General features: G+C 57.7%; 21 protein-coding genes. 13 read left to right on the top strand and 8 right to left on the bottom strand.

Annotation, left to right across the window (positions count from 1 at the left end; all coding sequences use genetic code 11):
- Nucleotides 1-70 precede the first annotated feature (70 nt).
- A complete protein-coding gene (locus tag BLU18_RS12480) occupies nucleotides 71-517 on the top strand; it encodes a hypothetical protein (RefSeq protein WP_092635398.1) in 447 nt (148 codons plus the stop codon).
- A gap of 43 nt (nucleotides 518-560) precedes the next feature.
- On the opposite strand, the gene BLU18_RS12475 is transcribed toward BLU18_RS12480, so the two are convergent.
- Nucleotides 561-1346 (bottom strand): hypothetical protein, encoded by a 786-nt coding sequence (locus BLU18_RS12475; RefSeq protein WP_092635396.1) that lies wholly within the window; start codon nucleotides 1344-1346, stop codon nucleotides 561-563.
- A gap of 535 nt (nucleotides 1347-1881) precedes the next feature.
- On the opposite strand from BLU18_RS12475, the gene BLU18_RS12465 reads away from it, so the two are divergent.
- The 10 genes from BLU18_RS12465 to BLU18_RS12420 all read left to right on the top strand — a co-directional run bounded on the left by BLU18_RS12465 (nucleotide 1882) and on the right by BLU18_RS12420 (nucleotide 10785).
- Nucleotides 1882-3297 (top strand): class I SAM-dependent methyltransferase, encoded by a 1416-nt coding sequence (locus BLU18_RS12465; protein WP_092635394.1) that lies wholly within the window; start codon nucleotides 1882-1884, stop codon nucleotides 3295-3297.
- A 242-nt stretch (nucleotides 3298-3539) separates the two neighbouring features.
- Nucleotides 3540-4700: a hypothetical protein gene (locus tag BLU18_RS12460; protein ID WP_394327340.1), complete on the top strand. Its 1161-nt coding sequence runs from the start codon at nucleotides 3540-3542 to the stop codon at nucleotides 4698-4700.
- Nucleotides 4701-4766: 66 nt separating this feature from the next.
- Complete coding sequence (locus BLU18_RS12455; RefSeq protein WP_092635392.1) at nucleotides 4767-4988, top strand: DUF8129 domain-containing protein; 222 nt, start codon at nucleotides 4767-4769, stop codon at nucleotides 4986-4988.
- Nucleotides 4989-5113: 125 nt separating this feature from the next.
- Complete coding sequence (locus BLU18_RS12450; RefSeq protein WP_092635390.1) at nucleotides 5114-6115, top strand: DUF6610 family protein; 1002 nt, start codon at nucleotides 5114-5116, stop codon at nucleotides 6113-6115.
- Nucleotides 6116-6186: 71 nt separating this feature from the next.
- On the top strand, nucleotides 6187-6534 hold the full coding sequence (locus BLU18_RS12445; protein WP_092635388.1) for a DUF8013 domain-containing protein: 348 nt from the start codon (nucleotides 6187-6189) through the stop codon (nucleotides 6532-6534).
- A gap of 87 nt (nucleotides 6535-6621) precedes the next feature.
- Nucleotides 6622-7554: an ArdC-like ssDNA-binding domain-containing protein gene (locus tag BLU18_RS12440; RefSeq protein WP_092635386.1), complete on the top strand. Its 933-nt coding sequence runs from the start codon at nucleotides 6622-6624 to the stop codon at nucleotides 7552-7554.
- Between the two features lie 124 nt (nucleotides 7555-7678).
- The gene (locus BLU18_RS12435) at nucleotides 7679-8509 is read left to right on the top strand and encodes a type IV toxin-antitoxin system AbiEi family antitoxin domain-containing protein (RefSeq protein WP_092635384.1); all 831 of its coding nucleotides are present in this window, start codon (nucleotides 7679-7681) and stop codon (nucleotides 8507-8509) included.
- Between the two features lie 5 nt (nucleotides 8510-8514).
- The gene (locus BLU18_RS12430; protein WP_092635382.1) at nucleotides 8515-9318 is read left to right on the top strand and encodes a nucleotidyl transferase AbiEii/AbiGii toxin family protein; all 804 of its coding nucleotides are present in this window, start codon (nucleotides 8515-8517) and stop codon (nucleotides 9316-9318) included.
- A gap of 149 nt (nucleotides 9319-9467) precedes the next feature.
- A complete protein-coding gene (locus tag BLU18_RS12425; protein ID WP_092635380.1) occupies nucleotides 9468-10286 on the top strand; it encodes a hypothetical protein in 819 nt (272 codons plus the stop codon).
- Nucleotides 10287-10371: 85 nt separating this feature from the next.
- Complete coding sequence (locus BLU18_RS12420; protein ID WP_092635378.1) at nucleotides 10372-10785, top strand: helix-turn-helix domain-containing protein; 414 nt, start codon at nucleotides 10372-10374, stop codon at nucleotides 10783-10785.
- 345 nt (nucleotides 10786-11130) lie between these two features.
- Here BLU18_RS12420 and BLU18_RS12415 read toward each other — a convergent pair whose 3' ends face one another.
- Nucleotides 11131-12012: a helix-hairpin-helix domain-containing protein gene (locus BLU18_RS12415; RefSeq protein WP_176791243.1), complete on the bottom strand. Its 882-nt coding sequence runs from the start codon at nucleotides 12010-12012 to the stop codon at nucleotides 11131-11133.
- Between the two features lie 113 nt (nucleotides 12013-12125).
- The gene (locus BLU18_RS12410; protein ID WP_218124098.1) at nucleotides 12126-15278 is read right to left on the bottom strand and encodes a DEAD/DEAH box helicase; all 3153 of its coding nucleotides are present in this window, start codon (nucleotides 15276-15278) and stop codon (nucleotides 12126-12128) included.
- A gap of 211 nt (nucleotides 15279-15489) precedes the next feature.
- On the opposite strand from BLU18_RS12410, the gene BLU18_RS12405 reads away from it, so the two are divergent.
- Nucleotides 15490-15813 (top strand): DUF6788 family protein, encoded by a 324-nt coding sequence (locus tag BLU18_RS12405; protein WP_092635372.1) that lies wholly within the window; start codon nucleotides 15490-15492, stop codon nucleotides 15811-15813.
- Between the two features lie 363 nt (nucleotides 15814-16176).
- Here the strand turns inward: BLU18_RS12405 and BLU18_RS12400 are convergent, their stop codons facing one another.
- The 5 genes from BLU18_RS12400 to BLU18_RS14945 form a co-directional block, all read right to left on the bottom strand.
- Nucleotides 16177-17454 carry a Cdc6/Cdc18 family protein gene (locus BLU18_RS12400; protein WP_092635370.1) on the bottom strand — a complete coding sequence of 426 codons (1278 nt, stop codon included), beginning with the start codon at nucleotides 17452-17454 and terminating at the stop codon, nucleotides 16177-16179.
- 1183 nt (nucleotides 17455-18637) lie between these two features.
- Nucleotides 18638-20803 (bottom strand): type B DNA-directed DNA polymerase, encoded by a 2166-nt coding sequence (locus tag BLU18_RS12395; protein ID WP_176791242.1) that lies wholly within the window; start codon nucleotides 20801-20803, stop codon nucleotides 18638-18640.
- A 2-nt stretch (nucleotides 20804-20805) separates the two neighbouring features.
- Nucleotides 20806-21111 carry a DUF8156 family protein gene (locus tag BLU18_RS12390; RefSeq protein ID WP_092635366.1) on the bottom strand — a complete coding sequence of 102 codons (306 nt, stop codon included), beginning with the start codon at nucleotides 21109-21111 and terminating at the stop codon, nucleotides 20806-20808.
- 2 nt (nucleotides 21112-21113) lie between these two features.
- Complete coding sequence (locus BLU18_RS12385; protein ID WP_092635364.1) at nucleotides 21114-21950, bottom strand: hypothetical protein; 837 nt, start codon at nucleotides 21948-21950, stop codon at nucleotides 21114-21116.
- Between the two features lie 337 nt (nucleotides 21951-22287).
- Nucleotides 22288-22431 (bottom strand): hypothetical protein, encoded by a 144-nt coding sequence (locus BLU18_RS14945; RefSeq protein WP_176791241.1) that lies wholly within the window; start codon nucleotides 22429-22431, stop codon nucleotides 22288-22290.
- A 38-nt stretch (nucleotides 22432-22469) separates the two neighbouring features.
- Between BLU18_RS14945 and BLU18_RS12380 the strand changes: the two genes are divergently transcribed.
- Nucleotides 22470-23786 (top strand): RNA-guided endonuclease InsQ/TnpB family protein, encoded by a 1317-nt coding sequence (locus BLU18_RS12380; RefSeq protein WP_176791240.1) that lies wholly within the window; start codon nucleotides 22470-22472, stop codon nucleotides 23784-23786.
- The last annotated feature ends 224 nt before the right edge of the window (nucleotides 23787-24010 follow it).

Raw genomic sequence — 24010 nt, 5'->3', positions numbered from 1 at the left:
CGACGACATGAGCGTTGTTGTTGTTCGTCCCGCAAGGGGTGCGGGACGACACATCCGTCCCGGGTAACCGATGAGTTCTGAGAGCAACAGCGAGAGCGCCCCTGACCACTGGTGGTTGCATCGCCGAACAGACGACGACCATTTCGTGTTCGCCTACGAGTTCTCGAAATCCGTCCTCTGCCACGTCCAGCAATCCTCGGACTGGCTGGTCCGGGTCGATCGGGCCGATGGGACGATCCTCTTCAGCCAGCACGACCTCCGGTCGCGAGCAGCGGCGTTCGACCTCGCCGAGAGCGTTATGGGGCTCTGTACGATGCTCCATCGCGAGGTCGTCACGGAGCGGAGCCAAGCACGAAAGCCGATGTACGTCGGGTCCCGACCAACCGGGACCGCGAGTGCGAGCAATCAAGAAGCCGGACGCGGTCCAGACACCGCCCGTCGGCCGTCGGATTCCTTTCCCCGCCAGCCCCCGGAACGACCACGAGGCCTGGGACACCGGGAAGGTGAGTTCCAATAACCGCTAGCCGAGCATACCGCGACGAAGGCTGTGTGGGCGGATGCTATCCAAGGAGATCTCGTTGAGCGCCGCCGAAACTCTCCTTCGGAATGCCGTAGTCAATATTCAGATCGTCGAACCACTGAATCACGATTGGCATGAGTTCTGCCTTCTGACGTGCCATCTCCGCATGGGTCTCCCACGAACCCGAATAAGCAAACGACCATCCTTCGAGACCATGTTCCTCGCAGAGATAGATATCATGTCGAGCAATCCCGGGATCATCGAGGGACGTATCGCCCAACAGCAGAAGATTGATCTTGGAATCCAGAGGTGGCTCTGTGGATTCTTCCGAGGGCTCTATATTGACAGAGATGCTTGCCTGATCGGCGGGACCATTCAATGTCACCTCCGTTTGGAAACTCTCGCGACTGGTGATGCCGGCGATTCGGGATGCTAACTCCTGCTCCAGTCGCTCAATGTTCGACTCGGGACGCTCTATGTCTAAGATGTCACAGAGCTCCTTGATCCGTTGCTCGGACGGATTCTTCTCGTCCAAAATTGAATCGAGCAGTCTTTTCGCTTCCTCTTCTGACAGAGTTTTCGTATCACCATCAAGAGGGGCGAAGTCATCGCGACCGAGCGTTCCGGATCCCTCGGTGTAGATTTCTCCAATCGATTTCAAAGCGTGGATTGTATCCCACGAAATCTCGTCACCATCTTCCAATCCGAAGCGTTCGATGATCGTGTTACCCCGGGAGCGAAGCTTGTAATTGATGTTTCCGAGGTCGGTTGTCCAAGCGCGGATGTAGTAACCAAGATCGTGTTTGTATGCGTTGATCGTCGGCATATTCAACGACCCTCCTCTGGCTGGCTCTGAAATCGACTAAACATGGTGGCAAGCCTGAGTCGAGAGTGATCTGATGACATTCTATCAGGACAGATACACCCATAATCCATAAATCTGGTGTTAGAGCGCTTGAGGACGCCAATTACGCGCGAATAGCGTGCGCGAATTCGCGCGCGCGTGAGGGGTTCGAAGGCGACGAGTGACGGCTCCCCACTAGCGACATCGCGGCCGATACCTGTTTTCGAGACATCAACGGCTGATGAGACCCTATCACCGGAGGACATCGGCATCACGACGGCCGATTTTGACGAGATGACCTTCACAGTCAAACGAATGCTCTGTAAAAAGCACGACATCAGCGTCCACCAGAGCGTCGGCTCGCCGAGAGGAACTGGAGAATGTTCACGAAACAGTCCAATCAGAGACCACCGACTCAGATGAGTGAACCACTCTCTCCCGGCATAACGTCATTAGGTTGGATGCGAAACGGGAGATTATGCCTCCATTTCGTGTTCCTGAGACGGTTGCTGATCGGATGGCTGAACTCCTCTTCGAGGATATCAGCTCCACGTACGGGAAGCGAATCCTGTATCCGGGATGTGGGAAAGGTGAATTAATTTCTGCTGTGGAACGATATTTCGAGGACTCGGTGCATGACCCACCATCTGGGGTTGCGATCGATACAGAGGACGAGTATGTCGAGACGGTTCGAGAGAACTACACTGACCAAGTAGAGGTTCGGAACGGAGACTATCTGAGTGCGGACGCACGCCTTGACTCGTTTGAGTTCGTGCTTAGCTATCCGCCAACCGTCCAGTGGATTGATCTGAGTGAGGAAAAGCAGCGCGAGTATGCTACCTCCTTTGCTCAGATATCTCCGGATACAGCCCGTATCCATACCGGCCTGCTGTTTCTCGAACGGTCGCTACACGTCCTAACAGAGGACGGAAACGGTGTATTCTTGACTACGAGAGGATTCAAAACAGAAGAGACAAAGGGCCCCTTCCGCAGTTACTTGGCTCCGAAAGTTGCAGATGTTGAATCGGTTGATCGCGACCATTTTGAGGCCGATATTCCCCACATGCTCCTCAAAGTCAATAGTCCGGAGTCAGAGGAGTTCGACCCAGCGGTATCATCAATCCGACCAGACCCATCAGAAGTTGAGTCCCAACTCATGGCGAGTGCAACCTCACCGACAATCAGCGAGCCTGCTCGCCATACAGCGACATGTTTCCCGGAGTTGGATGTATATAGTGCTGAGGATGACGCTGCCTTCGTCTACTTAGATCTCTACTATGAGGACTACGACGCTGCATTCGTCTTCGATGATCCGGAGCAACTAGAGGGACTTCGTGGCTACGTCTCCAGAGCAGAGATGGAGATACGAGGTGAAGAGCCCGTCACCGAACACGTACTGCCGCTAACGGACTCAGATTGCGTCGCTCCCGGAGAAGAAGTCGGGACGGTAATTGAACGACTAGGAAGAGACGGAGAACGGTTCTGTTTCGTCGGCCAGCCAAATGATCCGGAGGGAATCGTGACCCGATTCGACCTGAACAAGATTCCCGTCTACCAGTATCTGTACGTGCTTCTCGCTCAGTTTGAAATTCGACTACGAAAGATCATCCGTGAACACATCCCGGACTGGGAAACTGAGACCGACATTCACATCCGCACGACCTATGTCGGCGATCTCGCACCTGACAAGCTAGCCGGGGGTACCGTAGGGAAACTACTTGACATCCTGTCTGAGGCCGATGAGATGCAGCAGCTACCGGTAGATCTAGAATCATATGGGGCAACAATATGGGATGTGAAAGACCTTCGAGATGCTGTTGCTCACTATAACCCGCTTGTTCACTCAATGAGTAACGACACGGAGAGCGATTGGACAGCAGGAGATTTACGTGCCCGACATAAGCTTTTGCGGGATATAGTAGAATCGGATTGAGCCATCTCCCCTGGGAGAGACATCCGTGGATTCCGAACCCGTAGCAGGTACGACTTCGTCGCTCAAGTACTGAGTAACGACAGTAAGATGTGTCGCCGCCGGTTGGTTATTAACCAACAGTCGGCTGTTGCCTGGGTCAATGTTGGTTAACGTGGTGTTGTTGTTGCGCCCGGCAGAGGGGCGCAGGGCGCGAGACGATGCAGGCAGCCGTCGATGAGCGTTCCTGCGTCGAGGTGACTACGATGAAAGACCCAGAGTCGAGAACCATCTTCGCTGGCGTCGATGGACGTACCGACACCGAACTACCCGAGTGGTATCGTCAGCGTCACGGCGGCAAACACACCGTGAGCTTCGCTGAGGCGATCCGCGACCTCCCGCAGGCCGTCGAGTCGACCGTGGCCTACAAGAATCCGTACACCGACGAGTGGGTCGAGACGGAGCGGTTCAACGCGCTCGTCGAGCCGAGTCGCGCTCGAGAGCAGGCCCGTGAGGAGGACGCCGAAACGGATTCCTTGTTCCATATTCCGACCGACTCGTACTCGATCATCAACCCGGTCGACGTCTACGGCCCTCTAGAGGAGGTCCTTCGGGAGGAGACTATCGACGGAACGCCGCTGGGTGACGTGATGTTCGGCGAGATTCGTCGCTACCGGGGCGGCGGCGAGGTCCATATGGACATCATGTTCGACGGCCTCGAGGTGCGCCTCCCCGGCCGGTCGGACCCGATCACGATGGGCGTCACGTCGGGCTACGACTTCTTCGGCGAGCACGCCGTCTACGTGGAGGGGTTCGCTCAGGACGGCTATTGTTCCAACACGATGCGCTCGCTCACCGACAAGGAGGTCATCAAACACGTCGGCGACGTGCGGAACTTCCGGAGCTGGTGGGAGGAACTCCTCGCACAGGTCGAACTCGTCGCCGACGACCTCTTCGAGTTCATCCGTGACGCACAGGACATCGACCTCGACTTCTCAGACCTGCCGTTCACCGTCACGGAGTTCTACAGCCTGCTGGGCTTCCCGGACTACCTGGCCGAGCGTGCCGCGAGTGATGCGGAGGCCAACGCGGCCTCTCCCGTCGAGATCGATATGTGGACGCTCCATTCCGGCGCCACGTACGCGCTCACTCACTTCTTCCAGGGCAAGGAGGGTGCGTCACTGGACGGCTACGTCCGCACGGCCAACGACATCCTGTTCAACCCGGAGGGCACCATCGGGCGGGTCGAGCGAGCCTACGAGGAGCAGCTGGAGGCCGACAGCGACGACGGGTCGCAGGCGTCGCTCGCCGGCGAGCGGGCACTCGCGAGCATCGAGCGCGTCAGCGACGATCTACAGGAGAAGGTCGACCAGTTCGAGGAACGTGAGGACGCGCTTCGTGAGCGGTTCCAGGACGCGATGGCCTGACGCTGCGATGATGGGGTAGTCGGCTGCTCTGTCTTTCTCGCCCTTCAGGGGTGGAGGGCGATAGAGATGGAGAAATCCGCGGACAACAGCGGGGCTGACGACGAATTCCCACCCGAGAAGCGCCTCGAAGCACCGAACCACCGACTGATCAAGGCTGGGATCGCGACGATCCCCGATATGGAGACACTCCGTGAGTGTGTTGCCTACGAAAACGCCAACCAGAATCGGACGCAGATTCTGCGTCGGCTCCAGTGGAAGGCCGAAGAGTTGCGTGAGGATGAGACGTAGCGATCGGTCTTAACCAACAACCGGAGTCAGCTACCACCTCGTGTTGGTTAACGTTGAGAGTGTCCCGTTTTTTCAGCCCCCTGAATGGGTGCGGGGCGCCCAGCAGCCGCCTCGCGAGTTCAGTCATGTCCCTCGATTTGAGTCCAGACTCCAGCACGGCTAGCGACATCGCTGCTGCCAGACAGGCAGACCAGATAGCGTTCCTGCATCGAGCCCCATTCGTCGCTGATGCGTTGGCCCTCGGGTTTCTCCCCGGGTTTCGAGAAGACTGTGGGTATCAGGCAGACCAGTACCAGAACCTCGAGATTCCGGTGGGGATGCTCGATAACGACTTCCGCAATCCCGACCTGGAACGATTCGTCGATTGCTTCTTCGAGCACGAGCCACAGGTCGGTGTCATCGGCGACATCTACGAACCAGATGCCGTCGACGCCCACATCGCTGCCGCTCGCGAGATCCAAGCGAGCTACCCCGAGGCCGAGCTCATCGTCGTTCCGAAGTCGCGGGCGGTGATCGATGCGATACCCGAGACCCTCGTCCTCGGATATTCACGGGGATACGCCGACCGCCTGGCCCACGAGTTCTCCGACCCAGCCGATTGGAGAGGACGACGCGTCCATATCCTCGGCGGGAGTCCGCCCAAGCAGCTCAACGCCATTCGACAGCTGACCAGACCGACACTCACGGACGAGCCACCAGCCGACATCGTCGGCGTCGACTGGAACGGGCTACATCGTGGCGCACAGTTCGGTGAGTTCTGGACGGCCGACGGCTGGGACGACAGCGGTCGCGACGCCGACCACGTCACCGTCCGAAAAACAGTGCGCCACAGCCTCGCTCGCGTCCGTGAGTTTTGGAGGGGCCACGGGATCTGGCCCGAAACGACACCGGAAGACGAGGGGCTCAACGTCGAGTACGAGGGACCGAGTCCTGCCGTTCTCGAGGACGCCGTCTGTACCGAGTGCGGGACGAACGTCTGGCGAACTCGCCGCGGCCCGTACGTGGCCGAATACGATACCGGCGCAATCTGTGGATACTGCAGCTACGAGTGCTACTTCAGCCACCGTCACCGAAACAACCTGGAGGAGATCGCCGGCGAGCAGAGCGTCTACCTCCCGCCGGCGTGACTTCGCGACCTGTTTTTCGTGCCCCCAGAGAGGGCGAGGGCTCCTTCGAGAGCCCTCAGAGGTGACTTCCAGTGAGTCAACAACAGAGTCCCGACAACGTCTCGGTCGACGAGATCCCGGTCGATATCGACAACACGCAATCAGCGGAGGTCGATTCCGCCGACGTCCCCGACGAAATCGAGTCCATCACCCGTGGGCTCGCCGGTGAGCAGCCGCCGACGAATCCCATAGTGGTTCTCAAAGCGGCCCGGTGGTGGTATCTACACGGCAAGGGCGGGACAGATCCCGCCTTCCAGTGGGCCATCGAGTGGACGCGTCACCTTGCGACTGACACACCCAGCGACGTCGAGCGCTTCGACGAGTTCCTCGAGTACCTCGTCACGGTCGGCTTCGCTGACGAACGCCACGAACTCCGCTAACCGACAGAGCGGTTTTTTGGACGCCCCTGAGGGGTGCGGCGCGGTCTGAACAGACGCAGTCGCCGTGACCTTGATTCGGTGAACACAATGGCTACGACTAGTGACTCGTCGGTCTCCTTCGAGCAGACCGACACACGATCCGACGAGATGAACAGCACCATCGAACAGTGGATCGACGACCTCGTCGCCGGCGTCGACGACGCGCAGGCCAGCGAAGAGTTCCAGGAGTGGCTCGACGTCCAGAGTCGTTTCCACGACTACTCCTACCGGAACACGCTCCTCATCAAGCGGCAGTGTCCCGAGGCGACCCGGGTGACGGGCTACCGGACGTGGCAGGAAGAGTTCGACCGCCACGTCACGGAGGGGGAGTCGGCCATCTGGATCTGGGCGCCGATCATCACGAAGCAGTGTCCAGAGTGCGAGAACTCGCCGAGCTACCACGAGGACAGTGACTGTGACTACGACGAGACGTCGCCTGAAGAGTGGTCCGAGGGCCTGGTCGGGTTCAAGCCCGCGCCGGTGTTTGACGTCTCTCAGACCGAAGGCGAGCCGCTTCCTGATCTCGACACGGAAGCAACCGGGGACGCCGGCGACCTCGTCGGTCGGCTGACTGGAGCCGCCGACGAACTTGGCGTGACGGTTCGGATTATTCCGGAAGCGGAGTGGACGCACGGCGAGGCGAAAGGCATCTGCGAGCAGCTGAGTCTCGTCGGTATGCAACCGCGTGTCGAGGTGCGTGATCGGGAGAACGATGCCGACCTTGCGCGGACGTTGATCCACGAGTACGCCCACGCCCTGCTCCACTTCGACGTCGACGACGACACCGAGCGGTCGAAACGCGAAGTCGAAGCCGAGGCGGTCGCGTACGTCGTCGGGCGGTACTGTGGGTTAGATACCAGCGGGTCGGCGTTCTACTTGGCCGCGTGGGAGTCGGACGATCCCGAGATCGTTCGCGACCGTCTCGACCGGATCAGTTCCACAGCAGAAGAGCTCATCGACGTAGCCGAAGACGGCGCTTGAATCCTTAACCAACGCACGGTTCCACACCCCGATTCTGTTGGTTAAGTCTGCTTGTCTCCGCCGTCCGCGGCAGTCGCAAGGCTAAAGCAGGCCCGTGTTTATACTCTATGTAAGAAACGCAGGTATGAGTACCATAGAGCAAACACAAAATATACGCCAGGGTCTCTCGACTCGAGAAAGTCGACTCCTTGCACAACTCGCTGGCGCGGGTCACCAAATCATCTCCGTCGACGACATCGAGACGACGCTGGAGGTCCCCCCAAATACCGCCCGCGAGATCGCCTCCCGACTCACCGAGAAGGGCTGGCTCGACCGGCTCTTCTCGGGCACGTATCTCATCATTCCACTCACAGCCGGCGAGGAAGCCGTGTACACCACCCACGAGTACCTCATCGCCGCCCACGTCGCCGAGCCAATGTACATCGGCTACTACAGCGCCCTCAGCCACCACGGGCTGACCGAACAGGTTCCCCGGACGGTGTACGTCGTCACGCCGACCCGAGCGCAAAGCCGAGAGATCCACGGTGTCCCGTACCGCGTCACGACAGTCACCGAGCGGAAGTTCTTCGGCTTTGAGCCGACATCCATCGAAGGCACGACCGTTCAGGTCAGCAACCTGGAGAAGACGCTGGTCGACTGTGCGGACCACCCCGAGTTCTGTGGTGGCCTTCGAGAACTTGCAACCGCGATGCGCACCGCCGACGACCGGGGCTGCGACTGGGACACCGTCGGCGAGTACCTCGAACGCCTCGACAACGGCGCGGCGACCAAGCGGATCGTCTACCTCGCCGATCAGCTCGGCATCGGCCTCCCCGCCCGCGAGGAACTCGTCGCGTCGTTCACGAGTGGCTACTCGTTGCTGGACCCGACGCGACCCGACACCGGATCGACCGACAGTACGTATCGCCTCCGAATCAACGTCGAGCCAGCCACGCTGGAGCCGACGGAGTCCTGATCGCGATGATCAGTCAGGACCGGCTCCGGATTCTCGCTCGCGAACTGGGCGTTCGGCAAGGGTACGCCGAGAAGAACTACGTCAATTCGTGGCTTCTCTGGGGCATCTTCACGAGCGGCTACGGCGACAACCTCCTGTTCAAAGGCGGGACCGCGCTGTCCAAGCTGTATTTCCCGCAATCGTGGCGATTCTCAGAAGACCTCGATTTTGGCGTCGAAGGGGAGTACCAGGGGTCCAAACAGGAACTCCGAACGGTCCTCGATACGATTGCCGACCGCTCTGGCATCGAATTCGAGATTCGAGAGCATCACGAATCTCAGCAGGACCACTACCCGACCCACTACGTCGACATCAGCATTCAGTACCGCGGCGTCCTCAACCACCCCAACACGACCAGCATCGACGTGATGGTCGACGAGCACGTCGCTTTCGATCCTGTTCAGCACACGCACGCGTACGAAGACGTGCCCGAGTTCGACCTCCAGGCGTACAGCGTCGAGGAGATCTTCGCTGAAAAGCTCCGAGCGATCTACCAGCGCGGGGCCGCCCGTGACTACTACGACCTCTATCAGCTGCTCGAAACCGATTCGGTCACCATCAACTTTGCCGACGTGGGGCCCGCCTTCGACGCGAAGTGCAAACACGATGGGCTCACCGTTGATCTGAGCGACGGACTCCCGGACGAGCAACAAGAAACGATCCGCCACCAGTGGGAGACCACGCTGCCGGACCTGACCGGTGATCCGCCGGCGTTCGAAATGGTCTGGGAGCAGTTGGACACGGTGATCTCCCAACAGGGATCGCCGTAGGCAACGGCCGATGTCGGTGTGGATGACCGATGGGTGCTGCATCCGGAGCTCTGGCGATTAACCAACAAGTCGGGATATCTGGCTGGTGCGTTGGTTAATTTTTTGAGCGCCCGCCGAGGGGTGGAGGCGCATTCCAGCCTCACCGAATTATGACAGAGCGACATCTCAGAGCCGTTCTGGCAGAAGCGGAGCGAGTCGCAGAGCAGTACGACCAGATCGCCCAAACCACGAACTCCCCTACACACGAGTATCTCCGGTACGCTGTACTCCGACTCCTCGAAGGCGATGCCAACGCGATCCCCGAGGAGGTCCCGCAGGTCGATGGCGTGACGGTCGGATACGGCCGAGATCAAGCGATGTACGACAGTTGGGGGTCCGACGTCGAGTGGTGGGACACAGTACCGCCACAGGACGACTGTACGCGCTTTCGAGTGTTCTACCCTGAGGACCAAACACCGGTTCCTCGGGGCATCCTCACCGTGATGGCCGCGCTGAGGGCATGGCGAGTCTGGGAAGGGAATGCCGCCACCTGTGGCTCCTACGATCATCGAGAGCGACGAGAAGTCCACTTTCTCTGGCCGGAGGGGAACCTTGCGGAAGCACTCTTGGAAAACCGGATTCAGGAGATTGGAAGCGCTGTCGCTCCAGACGGCGGACAGGCGGGAGACGTCCGCGACCGAATGCTCGTATCAGACGGCTCCACCTCAGCTGATGATCTCGAGCCCCGCACAAAGCGCGCTGTCGAGGAAGCGATGACCGTCTCCCTACTCGCCAAGGGTGGTCGCTACGAAGTCGAAGCGGCGTCCGGAAATCGATACGAAGTCGATATCATCGGGCAATCCTGTACCTGTTCCGATTGGCAGCAGCGCGCTCCAGACGGGGGCTGCAAACATATGCGTCGCGTCGATCACGAAATCAAACAGGGGCAGGTCCCACGTCCAGATGGTCAGCTTCCACCACAGGTGTAAGCTCCTGTCTTGCTTCTCAGTCGCTTCTGCGTGGTAGTTTACTCTGGGGTAAACTACTTTGGCGTACTCGATTGAACACACCAATATGGACGATGGCCTTGGGAACGGTGAGAACACGGCACCACGGGAACTCATCCATTTCGTCACTCAGCAGACGCGGTTTGCCCTAATCAACAACATCCTCCAGCACCCCGAGCAGCTTCCTTCGATGTACGAACTCGAGGAGCTCAACCCCAGCGTGAGTGACGCCACTGTCTACAAGCACATCCAGAAGCTGATCGATGAGGGCATCGTGAAGGAGGTCGCCCTGGACGACGACCAGCGCCGACAGGGCTACCCCTGGAAGTTCTACGGTCTCACCGAAGAGGGTCAGGAGTTCCTGGAGGAGCACAACCTGCTCGCCGCTGAAGAGACGCTCCAACAGATCTACGACACCATCGGCGATAAATCCGAGAAGATGGTCAAGTACGAGAACGCGCTTCGTCCCGACGACATCTAATGGAACGTTCTATTCCCGAATAGTTTGCTATTCATACTCTTCAGCCCGTGACGGGGCGATATCTGTTTAACCAACAAATCTATACCGGTACGCACTTTGTTGGTTAACATGTGAGCAGCCGATGCTTTACGAATCCTCCATACCGCGAGTGTCGTTTGAATCTCTGATCGCATTCACCTCCAGCTATTCGCTAACTTGACGTATTCGCAACGACCGGTTGGATGGCAGTCACCACGGATAGGACTAGGTGATCGAAGCTATGTTCTCCGCCACTAAGTACCGGTTCGACTCCGTTGGCAGGTCAAGCGTGTGGGACTGTAAATTCCTCAAACCCGGACTCACTGTCTACATCCTCAAACCAGCGTGTTCCAAAAGAGATTCTGCCTTCTTTTCACCGATATGCTCGACGTTGGTTAGGTCCTCAATGGTCGCAGTACGAAGATCACCTACCGTCTCATACCCCTCTTGAGTCAATTTAGAGATCAACACCCGACCCACACTCGGAACATCTGCCGCGAAATCTTCTATCGAGGTATCGTCTGGTATCTGTTTATCTGCTATTGGACTGGGTTCTCCTGAATTATTTTCTATGTAGTCCAAAAGTTTCGAAACAGTCCCTTCGCCAATCTGTTTAATATCAGTTAGTTCATTAGCCGTTGCAGCACGTACGTCTCCTACAGTCTCATATCCCTCTTTTTCGATCTTCTTTCGACTGGTATCTCCGAAACCGGGGATCTGCTCCGAAATCTTGCGGAGCTCAACATCGTTCGAGATAGCTGATCGGTCGCTCGCTCGATTCCAATCTCGATCTCCCGGTATCTGATTCTGGGTGAACTCAATCAACCGCTCTGCTGTTTCCGTTCCAACTCGGTTCACTCTCATTAATTCGCGATTGGAAACTCCCTCCAGATCACCGAGTGTCTCGTAACCCTCGTTTTCCAGATTCGTTACGATAACCGGTCCTGCACGTGGAATCTCGTCCACTACGGTTCTGATAGACGTTTCTGGTGTGAATTGAGTTTGTTGAGTCTGATATCTCTGTGGCTCTTGAATTTTCTCGTGGAGCCGATTAGCCATCTCAAAAGCCCGACTGAATCCCTCTGGTGGAGCACCGAGTGATGCTAATTTCGTCTGTTCATCCTCTTCAGCATCTTCGGAAGGGATCTCATACTCCTCAGGTAGCCCAGTCCAGAATTCGTCAAGAGATTCTTCGAGCGAATCATTCACACCCTCAACTGATGCATTTGTTGCGGAAAATCGATGTCTCCACCACGTCGCACTCGGTTTTCGTGAGTCCTGGTTGGTCTCCTCACTGTTGACGAGTTGTCTATTAGACCAAGTCATACCAGAGAGTCTGCTGATAACGATACGAGGTTGCGAAGTTCTTCATCCGATAGTTCAGTTATCCACTCGTCGCTATCGGCCAGTACCTGTTCTGCTAGGTCACGCTTGCTCTCAATAATTTGGTCGATCGATTCTTCGATCGTTCCTCGACAAATCAGTTTGTGTACCTGTACGTTATTGTCTTGCCCAATCCGATACGCTCGGTCAGTTGCTTGCTTTTCGACGGCAGGGTTCCACCACCGGTCATAGTGGATAACGTAGTTAGCCGGCGTGAGATTGATCCCGGTGCCACCAGCATGCAGTGATAACAAGAAGAAACAGGATCCCTCAGTGTTCTCAAATTCGTCAATCATCTCTTCCCGCTCCTCCTTCGCTGTCCCCCCATAGAGGTAGAACACACGGTGGCCTTGACCTCGTAAGTGTTCTAACAGCAGCTCCGCCATCTGGGTGTATTGTGTGAATATCAGTCCCTTCTCGTCATTAGCTCCTATCTTCTGGACGAGGTCATCAAGGACGTCAAGCTTGCCCGATCGACCACTGATACGCTGATCGTCGTTAAGATACTGACGTGGGTGATTACAAATCGATTTGAGATTGCCGATCAGCTTCAGAATTCGCCCCCTTCGTTCGATATCCTGGGACTGCTCAATTTGCTCAAAGATTTCATCGGCTACTGCCTTGTATAGGGTTGCTTGTTCCTCAGTGAGTCCACAGTACTCCTTTTTTTCCAATTTCTCCGGAAGATCGTCGATTATCGAGTTGTCAGTTTTCTCACGTCGCAGCACAAATGGACGTATGAGTTGTCTGAGCTGCTCCATCTTCTCAATATCTCCCTGTTCCTCAATAGGCCGAGAAAAGGCGTTTCTGAATTGGCTCTCGGTGCCAAGTAGTCCGGGATTGCAGAACTCCATAATGGACCAAAGTTCACTCAACCGGTTCTCAACGGGAGTTCCAGTTAACGCCAACCGATGATGAGCCGACAGTGACCTTATCGCCTGTGTACGACTGGCTGATGTGTTTTTGATCTTCTGTGCCTCATCAAGAACGATCCTATGGAACTGAATGTCTCGCAGTAGTTCGATATCGCTCCTCGCCGTCCCGTAGGTAGTAATGATTACGTCGTGGTGTTGTATGGCGCTGGCAAGGTCGCCCCCCGACATTCGACCTTGGCCGTGGTGAATATGTACCGTCAGATCTGGTGTAAACTTATTCGCCTCACTTTTCCAGTTGTATACCACAGACAACGGACACACTACAAGTGTCGGACCAACCAAGGGATCAACGGAACGCTCTTGAACGAGACGGGCGAGTATCTGTATCGTCTTCCCCAGTCCCATATCGTCCGCCAGACAGCCACCAAAGCCGTGATCTTCCAGATACGAAATCCAGCCTAGGCCCGTTTTCTGATACGAGCGCAACTCCCCGTCAAACCCAGACGGGGTGTCTATTTTCTCGGCCCATATCTCGAAATCCTGCTCAAACAACTTCTTGAACGTTCCCTCTAATCTCTTTTCGACGACCGGGAGGCTAACTCCGTCGTCGCTAATCTCAGTATCCGCTTGAAGCGCTTCCTCAAGAGTACGTTCTTCTTCACGATGGAGGAGGTCTCTTGCCGATTTGGCGTCATCGTCCTGTACTGAGACCCACTTTCCCTGGAAGTGTACGAGCGATTGTTTGAGTGTGGATAGTTCTTCCAACTCGTCTTCAGAGAGACTGTTTTCCCCGAGAACGATCTCCCAGTCGAACTCACACAGCTGTTCAATTCCCAGACCGCTACCAGTAGTCTCAAACTCGTCATCGGCGTCAGAGACGACCAGTCGAGCACCCAGTCGTTGCGGCGGCTCTCCCCACCAGTTTGGAAGAATCACTCCAAATCCTGCTTGCCGGAGAACTTCTGCATATTCCTGTAGGAATTCGGCGGCATCGCTGTTCGATAACTCTATCGCAGTCGGTTTCGATTGGTCGAGTTCTTCCTTGAGTCGTGGATATAGCGGGGATGCGCGCTCCAGTTCGTTTTTCAGTATCTCAGTGGGCTGGTTGAGATGGCGTGCGAGTATTTTCGATGTGGAGCGATCCGAGTTCCACAGTTCGCTCGCCTCAACGACGAGGCTCGGGTCGTCCTCAGATTGCAGGAGCAATTCGAGCATCCAACCGTCAGGAACAACCGGTTCCGTCTCCGACTCCGAAATCAGCATATCAGTTTCCACTTCAGGCTCTTTCAGCTGGAAACAGAGCCTGACTTCTTGCTCATCCCCTGTCACGGGAGGGCGTGTCCACTCGTCGAGTTGGTCTCGAAGTTCAGCGATCGCCTCGGGAGCAGCATCGATCGGCTCCCCGGTCCTTTGAAGCGTGCGGATCCATTGTTGATGGGCTGATTCCACTTTGTCCGTGGCTAAGTCCGTCTCAGTCGGGGATAAGCGCTCTTTCGACAGCGCATTGACCACTTGGTCTAGTGCGCGCGTCAAGACATCCCTTGAGGAACGACCGATTGGATCATTAGGGGATCCTCGGTTGAGGATAGGCTTCGATCCAATCCCTACGGATGTCCGTGCGAGCGGTGGCATCGCTTCCATCAGCTCCGTAATCAGATCAATATCAGCTTCCCTAGAGGGGTACGCACGCCAAACACCGGTAACGGACCCGTCCTTCTCTGCGAGGTGTGGTACAACCCGCCCAGATTCAACGTACGACTCTGCTACCGAGCAAACAGAAGACCAGTACTTGACGGTCCGTCCCGATTTGATAAGGTTTTCTCCGTGACTAATCGTCTCCTTATCAGTTGAAGATGGCTGCGAAAGATATGAGAGGATCAATGGAGCGTCTCTTGGATCGACTTCCACTGCTGGGATGAGCCACGGAGCGAGTGATGTGGTAGTCTCTTGTGCGTTCTCTTCCCGAATTGATGGGGACGGCTGAGGATTATCTTGACCTGACGGCAAATAGACTGTGAGAGTGATCATCTCCGTATTTGCGTTTCCATACCCCGCATATGACAGAATATCGTTGAGAGTCTGCTTGTCAACAGCAAACGGATGCCTCTCTCCACCTTTCGAGTCCTGTTCCTTTGTTCGCAAACGAGGAAGTGTCGAATCCTCTGCCCAGAGGTATATTTTCCCGCAATCGTCCGTGACCGCATGTAAGATGAACATCCCTCGTATGTGTTCCGTGAAGTTTGGTGGGTTAGTGGCGATTTAGTAGCTCGTAGTATAATTGCTAAGGGTGTACATCTTCGCGTCATAAATTCATTCATAAAGAAGTTGCGAGTAATGTTACAGGTAGCGAGGACTGACTGATATTACCAACTTAACCAACAAAACTATGGATTAGCGGGTTATGTTGGTTAACACGAGGCGACCGCTGATGTCCTACGAGCCACCGACGCCGCCGGCGGAACTCCCGACAGACCTCGTCAATACGCTCAACGAGTCCTCTTCTGAGCAGCTCCAGCGCGTTGCCCGCTACGCTGAAGAGCTAGCTGAGCACAAAGCTGGCGAGGCACGTCTCGAAGAGGATTCAGATGAAAGCGAAATTGAAGAACGTCCCGACGATCTGCCGGACGACGTCCCGGCGAAGGCCACGATCACGATCAAGGAGATTAACGACAACCGCTACTACTACTGGCAGTGGCGAGAAGGCGAAAAAGTTCGTTCCCAGTATAAAGGCCCCGTCAGTCCCGACGAGTAGACGGTGGTGAACCGTAGCCGGAGGTTTGTCAAGCGCAATTAGTAGCGTCGCAGAGGACACCCCCCAGAGTGTGAATGGGTTCAACCCACCCCACACCCCTCAGTGTGAATGGGTCCGGTCAGTCCAAACAGGTAACACTCGGAGAAAAAATACCCACCCCACGTTTCCGTCGTAACTGGAGGTCGGTGGAGGGAACGCAGCCACGATCGAGGGGATCACACCCCCCACGTTTCCGTCGTTTCGTCACCCGGCCAAAGTCGATTATTGGGAGTAGAAGACGACCTCGGATCCCCCACCCCACGTTTCCGACGTATCGAGAGATACACTCGTGATCAGGGGTGTGGTCAGCGACCGAAACGGGAGCTAGGCCAGGTCTTCCAGCCGGCTATCCCGGAGGACAGATTTCAGCACGATGCCGGTATCCTGAACCAACCGGTGCTCGAGATAACTGCCTTCACCCCGGCCACCCCCGGTCCGAGTAGATTCAACGACACCGAGGAACGCCTGCTCTTTCAACAGCTCGTAGACGCGGTGCTCGCTGAGAGTCTTCGCATCGGCCTTCTCTGTCGTCGCTTGATACCGTTCGTAAATTCGGTTGGTAGAGAATCCATCCTCGTTCGGATTCTCTTCGGTGAGCAGCGCGAGCGAATAGAGGATGAATTTGACCTGTGTCGTCGACCCGCGTAGCAGCTCCTCGAAGCGATCGATTTCAGCCCACTCCTGGGCATCGCGAACGTGTTCCTCGACGACCGTCTCGACGTTTTCTCGTTCGGCCAGTTCGCCGGCGTGACGAAGAATTTCGATGGCCTTTCTGGCGTCACCGTGTTCTTGGGCAGCTAGTGCCGCCGTCAGCGGGATCACATCATCAGAGAGAACGCCATCGTGGAACGCGTCCCGTCGGTGCTTCATAATCTCGCGCAGCTGATTCGCGTCGTAGGGTTGGAAGACGAACTCCTCCTCGCGAAGACTGGACTTGACGCGTTCGTTCAGCTGGTCGCGATACTCGATCTTGTTGCTGACTGCGATGACGCCCAGGTGGCAATCCGCTTTCCCCGATTCGCGAGCCCGCGAGAGCTGCATAAGAATATCATCGTCATCGAGTCGGTCCACCTCGTCGAGAATGATGATGACTGACTCGTAGGCAGTATCCAGAATCTCCCAGAGATAGTCGTAGTATTCCCCGCTGCCAATCCCTGCGCGTGGAATATCGAAGTCAGTCTCGTCCGTTTCGTTGAGTGAACGAGTCACCGTCCTCGCGACGCGTGTCTGTGTGTTGTGCTGCGCGCAGTCGACGTAGACCGTGCCGACGGACACACCGTTCGACTCCGCGGCTCGGCGGGCTCGTTCTGTGACGTGACGGGCAACGAGCGACTTCCCCGTACCCGTTTTCCCGTAAATAATCACGTTGTTGGGCGGATCGCCACGAACGATCGGCCTGAGTTCAGCAGCAACGGCCTTGATCTCGCCATCTCGGCCGACGATACGGCCGCTTTCAGGGACGTGGCCAACCTTCAGCAGTTCCTTTCGAGCGAAAATGTTGGCTCGGTCGGGGTCGTCTTCATCAAAGTCAAAGAGGGGATCGTCAGCGGGATCCTCGTAGCGGCCGTCGAAGTCAGAGAGTTGGGACGGTTCCTCAGCCATCAATATCAGATATCGCGGATGGGACCTACTTAATGATTTGGCTACCTCGACCAGAGTGTAAATCGGGCTATGGTCGTCTTCTGATGTTTTGTCGCTGGCGTATCATCCTCACAAAGGGTCGAGTCGGTCCCGAGTGAAATCGGATTCGGAGCGAGAGTTACCGCCGCAGACGGGCACCCCCAATCCAGAGTGAAAACGCCAGACTGGAGCGGGTTTGACACACCCCTGGTCAAGAGTGAATAGCCCTCCATACGGGAGCAGCGTACTTGGTTGAGACGACACCCCCCGTCCAGAGTGTATCTCCCGAACCTGGTAATCAATCATTTCTATGAGAGGACACATCGACCCTGGACGTCTGACGCACGGCAGACACCCCTCGTCCAGAGTGAAAGCGTAGGTGTGACGAGCAGGAGTGAAGTGTGAACCTCGAGTGATGCTGACGAGCGTTCGTCGGCACCCCCAATCAAGAGTGAAGACACAGGTCAGATCTCCAGCCGAAGCAAAGCAGGGTACAATCGGAACTGTCGGGATCGGGTATCTTGATTCCGAGTGATGAGGGAGATCGGGAGATACCAATCCCGATTTCGGCTTTGATGCCGGTTCGCTGGTTGGCGAATAGTCAGAATGACGATTTTCCTTCAACGTCTCATAATACGCGGACGATGAAATCTAACCCCCACACCCCTCGTCCAGAGTGAAACGCTACGAGAGTCCCTCGGTTGACCCGGCGGAAACCACACGACGAGTCGGCTGGAAAGTACCGAAATCACAAGACGTGAGACGAGTATCCCTCGAACAGCAGTCGTCACACAGTCGAAGATCCTCTAAACATACCAATCTCCATAGTATTACCTAGAGGTTTTATTACTACCTACCTCCTACCACTCCCCAAGTGCATTCAGCACAAGAAGGAGGACGAAGGCGGCATTCGTCCGGGTGGTTTCGAACCGCTGCTCGTGTTCGCTGTTCCATTTCCTCCGTGTTCTCCCGTCTCAAGCAGTCTTTCCGCGATTCCTGTTGCTTTCTCCCCACAAGAACCCCCGTTTCCCGTGGACCTCACCCCACTCTCCGATTGGTTTTCACTCTGGACGAGGGGTGTGTGGGCGAGGTATTCTCTCCAGCTCCCTTCCGTGTCTTCACTCAGTATTAACCAACAAACCTCCCGATACCTCGATAGTGTTGGTTAACCACTCTCAATCTCGGTGAAGGCGTCCAAGTCCGTTTCCCGAGTTTCCGCGATCTCGCGTTGAATCTCCATCCGATCCCAGCCAAGTGGTGCCAGCACACTCTCGACAGCTCTGACGAGTTGCGTCTCGTAGTACGACGCATCGTACGACTCTATCTCTTCGTGGGCTAACGCGACCCGCTCTCGCGAGCTCTTCTCGTCGTCGACGACCACGTACTCGATGTCCTGTCCTGGGTGGATGGCGAGGTCCTGGTCCCGAGCCCGCTTCAGCGCCGCCACGTTCTGCGTATTCTGCGTGTACCCTTCCAGCGGCTTGGAGACACGATTCCGTTCGACGAGCTGCTCGACCGGCACCGTTCCAGCGTGGAGGCGCTTGATCGCGTCCTGAAGACAGTCGAGTACGGTGTCCGGAGATTTAGTCGCACCGAGCCGTTCGAGACAGTCCCGCTGGACGTCCTCGATGAACGGTGGGGTTGAGCGCTGCCGGGCTTCGATACCGCGTATCTTGAAATCGTCGTCGCCGGCGACCTTCCCGAAGTACTTCGTCAACGCGCCGGCGTCGCTCTCGCGCTGCGGCACGAACGCCACCCAGTCGTAGTGGGCTTCGTGTTCGAGCCGGATCTCGACCTCTTCCGTGATTGCCGTCGCGAGTGCTTTGAGGTCTTCGCGGTTCTCGTCGTCGACGTCAGGGTCCGGGGTCACCCAGATGGAGTCAACGATGCCGTGGACGACCCGCCAGCCGCCGGCTTCCAGTTGCTGTTTTGCCGTCAGCAGAATTTCGCGAGCGAATGCGTTAATCGCCTCGTGGCACTCAATGCGGCCGAACTTCGCGTTGCTGAATCCCTGATAGCCGAAGCAGGCGACGAGGATCCACTTCAGCGCTCCCGACCGTCCCTCGAGTTCCACCAGCCGGTCCTCGTCGGGGTTGTTCCGTTCCTTCTCGCGACGAATGGCCGCCTTGATCTCGTCGCGCGCGTCGATGATCGGCTGTAGCACGTCGACAAGGTAGCCCCGGTCGTCGCAGATCGAGTACCCGAGGCCGGGGACGTCGTCGCGGTCGCTGTGGCAGTCACACCGGATGACGTCCGGTGAGACGTTCCGCGTACAGATGATGTTCGGGTACAACGAGGAGAAGTCGAGTTCGTGGACGTTCTCGTGAAGCCCGACCTCGGGCGCGAAGATGAAGCCGCCACGGTCGGCGTCGTGGAGCGTCCCCATCGGCTTGAAGAACTCGTGGCGCCAGGAGTTCCACGGGACGAGGACACCGCGGTCGTGGGCCTCGCAGATCTGGATCGCCGTCAGCACGTTCCCGATTGACGCCCACGCGAGCTCCTGGACGGGCTTTTTCGAGCGCGACACGAGGTCGATGACGCCCTCGAGGTTCGTCTCCCCGTAGAAGAACGTGTTCGACTCGTCGATGATCGCCCGTCCGGGCACGTTGTACCGCGCCGGTGAGTGACCGACGCGACCGTAGCTCGAGTACGTCGACCGGCTCGCAAGCTGCTGGTAGTCGACGTCCGGCCACCGACTCAGCGAGAAGTCGCCGACGCCGGCGTCCGTCGCCATCTTGTACAGCGTCGGGACGATCTCGCTGGTTGAGCAGACCAGGACGTCCGGATCGTGTGCTTCGAGCACCTCCTGGACGGCGGTCAGGATATCCGTCGGCGAGCCGGTGACGGTGTCGCCGGCGACAGACAGTTCCCCATAGACGTCGTTGCTCGTTTCGGTCACCGGGACGCTGAGACGGAGCGTCGAGAGCTCGCTCGCCGGCGTCGGATCGGCGCCGGTCTCCAGACAGTACCGGAACTCTCGCGAGAAGTCGACGTTGAAACAGGCGAGATCCCCGATTGGATAGTCCGACAGCTGGCGTGCCTGCCGGGCGAGTGGAGTGACGCGATCGATGTGGGCAACGTCGACTGCGAGAACGGCCTCCTCGTCTCGTCGAAAGCCGGGGCGTCGCGCAACCATCTCGGTCGCGACGACGTCCGGGTGCTGGTCGTACACCGACTGGAGTGTCGTGAGGTCGAGGTCGGCATCAGGGTCGCGAGCGGCGACGTAGAAGCGTGGGGTGTAGTCTTGGCGCTCGGTCGCCACGGCGCTGTCGGCAGTTGCCTCCCACTCCAGGACGCGGCCGTCGTCCAGAAAGTCGATACTGAACGACATCGTCACGGGTTCGCGTCCGGTGGGGCACTCTCCTGGTCATCGCGTGCTGCGACCGCGGCTTCGAGCTCCTCGAGGCGTTCCTCGTGGTCGTCGAGGCGGGCCTCCTGTTCGAGATCGATGCTGAGTAGCGCCGGCAGCAGCGGGTTCTGGTGGTTCAACAGCCCGCTCGCGTCGGCGTGCTCGCGGGCGTACTCGAATAGTCGGTCGAAGCGCGGCTGGTCGCGACGCCGCAGTGCCCGGCGGAACTCCGTCCAGCGCTCTTCGATGGCCCGCAGCGCATCTCGGTACGTCGGGTTTGTGCGCCCCATCGCTATCGACCTCCTGTTCCGGTCGCGGTCCACGCATCGAGCAGGGGATTCGCGGTAGCCGACACCGTCTCACCGTCAGCTGTGACGCCCGTCCCGACGCCTTTGGGAGTCGGCGTCGACGGCGCCGGCGTCGTCGGTTCCACGCCGACCTGCGTGGCGCGTGCCGCGAGCAGCTGCCGCCAGTACGCGAACGTCGTCTGGTAGTACGCGCCGTCGTCGACGGGATAGACGAGCGTCTCGAAGTCCTCGCCGACGACCCGCGGCCCCATCCGGGTTTGCTCGCACTCCAGGTGGTGGTCGGCGACCGTCGCGATTGATTCGGTGAATTCGTTTCGTTCGTTTCGCGTAACGAGCACCGGGATGTCATACCCCTCGGCGTAGGTCACTAGCCGGGCGAGGGTTCGGGCCTGGAGGGTTTTCGCGTGAGTCTCGCCGAGGGTATCGTCGGCGCGGTACTGGGCGTCGACGGCCGGCGCGACGATGAGAGCGGGCGTGTGGGACGACGTGTCCTCGTCGCGACTCGGTTGTCGACCGGCCGGGCCGGCGTCGGTGGTGGACATCTGGATCGACTTGTTCACTGCCGTCGGGAGATCACAGCTGGCACCGTAGTGCTGGTAGGCGGTAAATCCGCGTGCCACGTGGATTCGGTTGAGCAACCGTTGACTGGGGGCTATCTGCGTCAGCGTGGCCGTCGTCGCATGGCCGTTTGCGTCAATCCAGAAAGCGGGCCCGTCATGTAAGAGGAGATGATCGAGTACCAATGACTGAAGAATCGGTACACCCCGATCACCTTCGACATCAAGGAGAGTTATACCGTCCTCAAGGGAGGGAAGCAGCATTCCGTCCGTCGCGGGGTCGGCTTGATTAGCCAGATTCTGGTTGCGGTCAGCGCTCCGTGTTGGCTGGTCTACCGCCAATCGGTTCGACGTCGATGTGGAGCGGTCGGGCATACTCCAATAGATGGCCACGTACCAGATAAGCCGCGGCGTGTCGCTTCCGCATTTCCAAGGAATGACTGAGTAATGCGGTAAATCGGACTCAGGCGCTGGATTTTGGCGACCGTCCGAAGGTTTCCGAGAAGGCTTCCAGAATGACCTTGGTTCGGATGGTTCGTAGCGAGTGGGCCCATCCTTTCAGGCTGGGTCTGAGCGACAACACGGCCCCACAATCCAGGTGCTACGGCTTGTCTGGATTTTCCACCGCCTCTAGACCGGCTTCGATAATCTCTTGATAGGCTTCTTCGAGGTGCTTGTCCTCTTGTTCGGCGTAGTCTTTCACCCGCCCATTCAGTGTGTGCGAGATGTCGATGTTCGGTCGCATCGTTTGTGTCCAAAAGACATTTAGACATTCAGAAACAAATGTCTGTTGTCGTGAGGCGAACCAATACGTTCGCGGTGCGACCGCTCTCCGAGCAGGATGAGCAACTGCTCCGCGAGTTGTTGGACGCCTCCGCCAGCCTGTGGAACGAACTGAACTACGAGCGCCGTCAGAACTTCTTCGACGGCGACTCCGTATGGGATACTGCCGACTACCGAAAACAGTACGTCGGTGTCCTCGGCTCCGCTACTGCCCAACAAGTCATCCGTAAGAACAGCGAGGCGTGGCGGTCGTTCTTCGCCGCCTGCGAAGATGGCGAGGACGCCGCCCCGCCCGGTTACTGGGGCAACGAGGAGGCCGGTAGAGAGTTGCGGACGTACATCCGTAATGACTCCTACACCATCGAAACTGGTGAACGGAGTCGCCTCGAAATCCCGGTCGGCCAAGACCTGAAAGATGAGTACGGACTTGGCTACTACGACCGCCTACGGCTCGAAGTCTGCGGCGCTCCCAAGTGGGACGGCGAACAGGGCCGATTGGAACTGTACTTCGACGAGATCGACGACACGTTCAGAGCCATTCAGCCTGTCACTGTCCCGGATTCTCGACAGGATTCACCACTAGCCGACGAATCGGCTGCTCTGGATGTAGGCGCGAACAACCTCGTCGCTTGTACCACCACCACCGGCCAGCAGTATCTCTACGAGGGACGCGACCTGTTCGCCCGCTTCCGTGAAACCACCGAAGAAATCGCGAGGCTCCAATCGAAACTCCAAGAGGGCCGAAACAGCAGTCAGCGGATTCGATCCCTGTACCGCAAGCGAACGCGCCGCCGCGACCACGCCCAAGACGCTCTCGTGCGGAATTTGATCGAGCGACTATACGACGAAGGTGTCGATACGGTGTACGTCGGCGACCTTACGGACGTGCTGGTGGACTACTGGAGCGCGGAAGTGAACGAGAAAACCCACCAGTTCTGGGCGTATCGCTCGTTCATCGATCGTCTCGCCACGACCGCCGAGGAGTACGGTATCACGGTCGAAGTCCGCTCAGAAGCATACACGACGGCGGAGTGTCCAGTGTGTGGCGAACGAGAGAAGACGGAGCGGGACGGCAACGTGTTCCGCTGTTCGTGTGGCTACGAGGGGCACGCCGACCTCGGTGCGTCACGGACATTCCTCGAACGACAGGCTGGCGTAAATCTGGACGTCGGGTCGATGGCACGGCCTGTGCGCCTCAAGTGGGACGACCACATTTGGTCGGAGTTCTCACGCTCTCCCGAGAGGGCCAGTCCCAACGAGGAGCGCACAAACCGGAGTACTCGCACGGGGAAACTTGCCTCCGTGGGTGCGGCATAGCCAATATCCCCACCGGAGGAATCCCATTCCCCTAAGGATGGGAGGATGTCAATGGGCGCGATCTGGGCGAGTTTACTAGTTGTCCACAGTCCCGATACGCTTCGCCGTGGCGCTTCCGCGTTTCAGGAAAGCCACGAGATAGATGGCAGCCCAATCTCGGTCGTCGTGTTTTGCGGACGATTGACTATTTCCGCTGCTGCTCAGTTAACCAACACACCGGATCT

The organism is Haloplanus vescus (assembly GCF_900107665.1).
Taxonomy (GTDB): Archaea; Halobacteriota; Halobacteria; order Halobacteriales; family Haloferacaceae; genus Haloplanus; species Haloplanus vescus.
The sequence above is the reverse complement of the archived record's forward strand: the minus strand, read 5'-3'. Positions and strand labels throughout refer to the sequence as shown.

Bases quoted from the DNA above. Each gene is read 5' to 3' on its own strand.
- BLU18_RS12405 (WP_092635372.1), top strand. From the start codon at position 15,490: ATGTCCTACGAGCCACCGACGCCGCCGGCGGAACTCCCGACAGACCTC.
- BLU18_RS12400 (WP_092635370.1), bottom strand. From the start codon at position 17,454: ATGGCTGAGGAACCGTCCCAACTCTCTGACTTCGACGGCCGCTACGAG.
- BLU18_RS12390 (WP_092635366.1), bottom strand. From the start codon at position 21,111: ATGGGGCGCACAAACCCGACGTACCGAGATGCGCTGCGGGCCATCGAA.
- BLU18_RS12385 (WP_092635364.1), bottom strand. From the start codon at position 21,950: ATGCTGCTTCCCTCCCTTGAGGACGGTATAACTCTCCTTGATGTCGAA.
- BLU18_RS12430 (WP_092635382.1), top strand. From the start codon at position 8,515: ATGATCAGTCAGGACCGGCTCCGGATTCTCGCTCGCGAACTGGGCGTT.
- BLU18_RS12435 (WP_092635384.1), top strand. From the start codon at position 7,679: ATGAGTACCATAGAGCAAACACAAAATATACGCCAGGGTCTCTCGACT.
- BLU18_RS12410 (WP_218124098.1), bottom strand. From the start codon at position 15,278: ATGTTCATCTTACATGCGGTCACGGACGATTGCGGGAAAATATACCTC.
- BLU18_RS12425 (WP_092635380.1), top strand. From the start codon at position 9,468: ATGACAGAGCGACATCTCAGAGCCGTTCTGGCAGAAGCGGAGCGAGTC.
- BLU18_RS12395 (WP_176791242.1), bottom strand. From the start codon at position 20,803: ATGTCGTTCAGTATCGACTTTCTGGACGACGGCCGCGTCCTGGAGTGG.
- BLU18_RS14945 (WP_176791241.1), bottom strand. From the start codon at position 22,431: ATGCGACCGAACATCGACATCTCGCACACACTGAATGGGCGGGTGAAA.
- BLU18_RS12440 (WP_092635386.1), top strand. From the start codon at position 6,622: ATGGCTACGACTAGTGACTCGTCGGTCTCCTTCGAGCAGACCGACACA.
- BLU18_RS12420 (WP_092635378.1), top strand. From the start codon at position 10,372: ATGGACGATGGCCTTGGGAACGGTGAGAACACGGCACCACGGGAACTC.
- BLU18_RS12450 (WP_092635390.1), top strand. From the start codon at position 5,114: ATGTCCCTCGATTTGAGTCCAGACTCCAGCACGGCTAGCGACATCGCT.
- BLU18_RS12480 (WP_092635398.1), top strand. From the start codon at position 71: ATGAGTTCTGAGAGCAACAGCGAGAGCGCCCCTGACCACTGGTGGTTG.
- BLU18_RS12465 (WP_092635394.1), top strand. From the start codon at position 1,882: ATGGCTGAACTCCTCTTCGAGGATATCAGCTCCACGTACGGGAAGCGA.
- BLU18_RS12475 (WP_092635396.1), bottom strand. From the start codon at position 1,346: ATGCCGACGATCAACGCATACAAACACGATCTTGGTTACTACATCCGC.
- BLU18_RS12460 (WP_394327340.1), top strand. From the start codon at position 3,540: ATGAAAGACCCAGAGTCGAGAACCATCTTCGCTGGCGTCGATGGACGT.
- BLU18_RS12380 (WP_176791240.1), top strand. From the start codon at position 22,470: ATGTCTGTTGTCGTGAGGCGAACCAATACGTTCGCGGTGCGACCGCTC.
- BLU18_RS12455 (WP_092635392.1), top strand. From the start codon at position 4,767: ATGGAGAAATCCGCGGACAACAGCGGGGCTGACGACGAATTCCCACCC.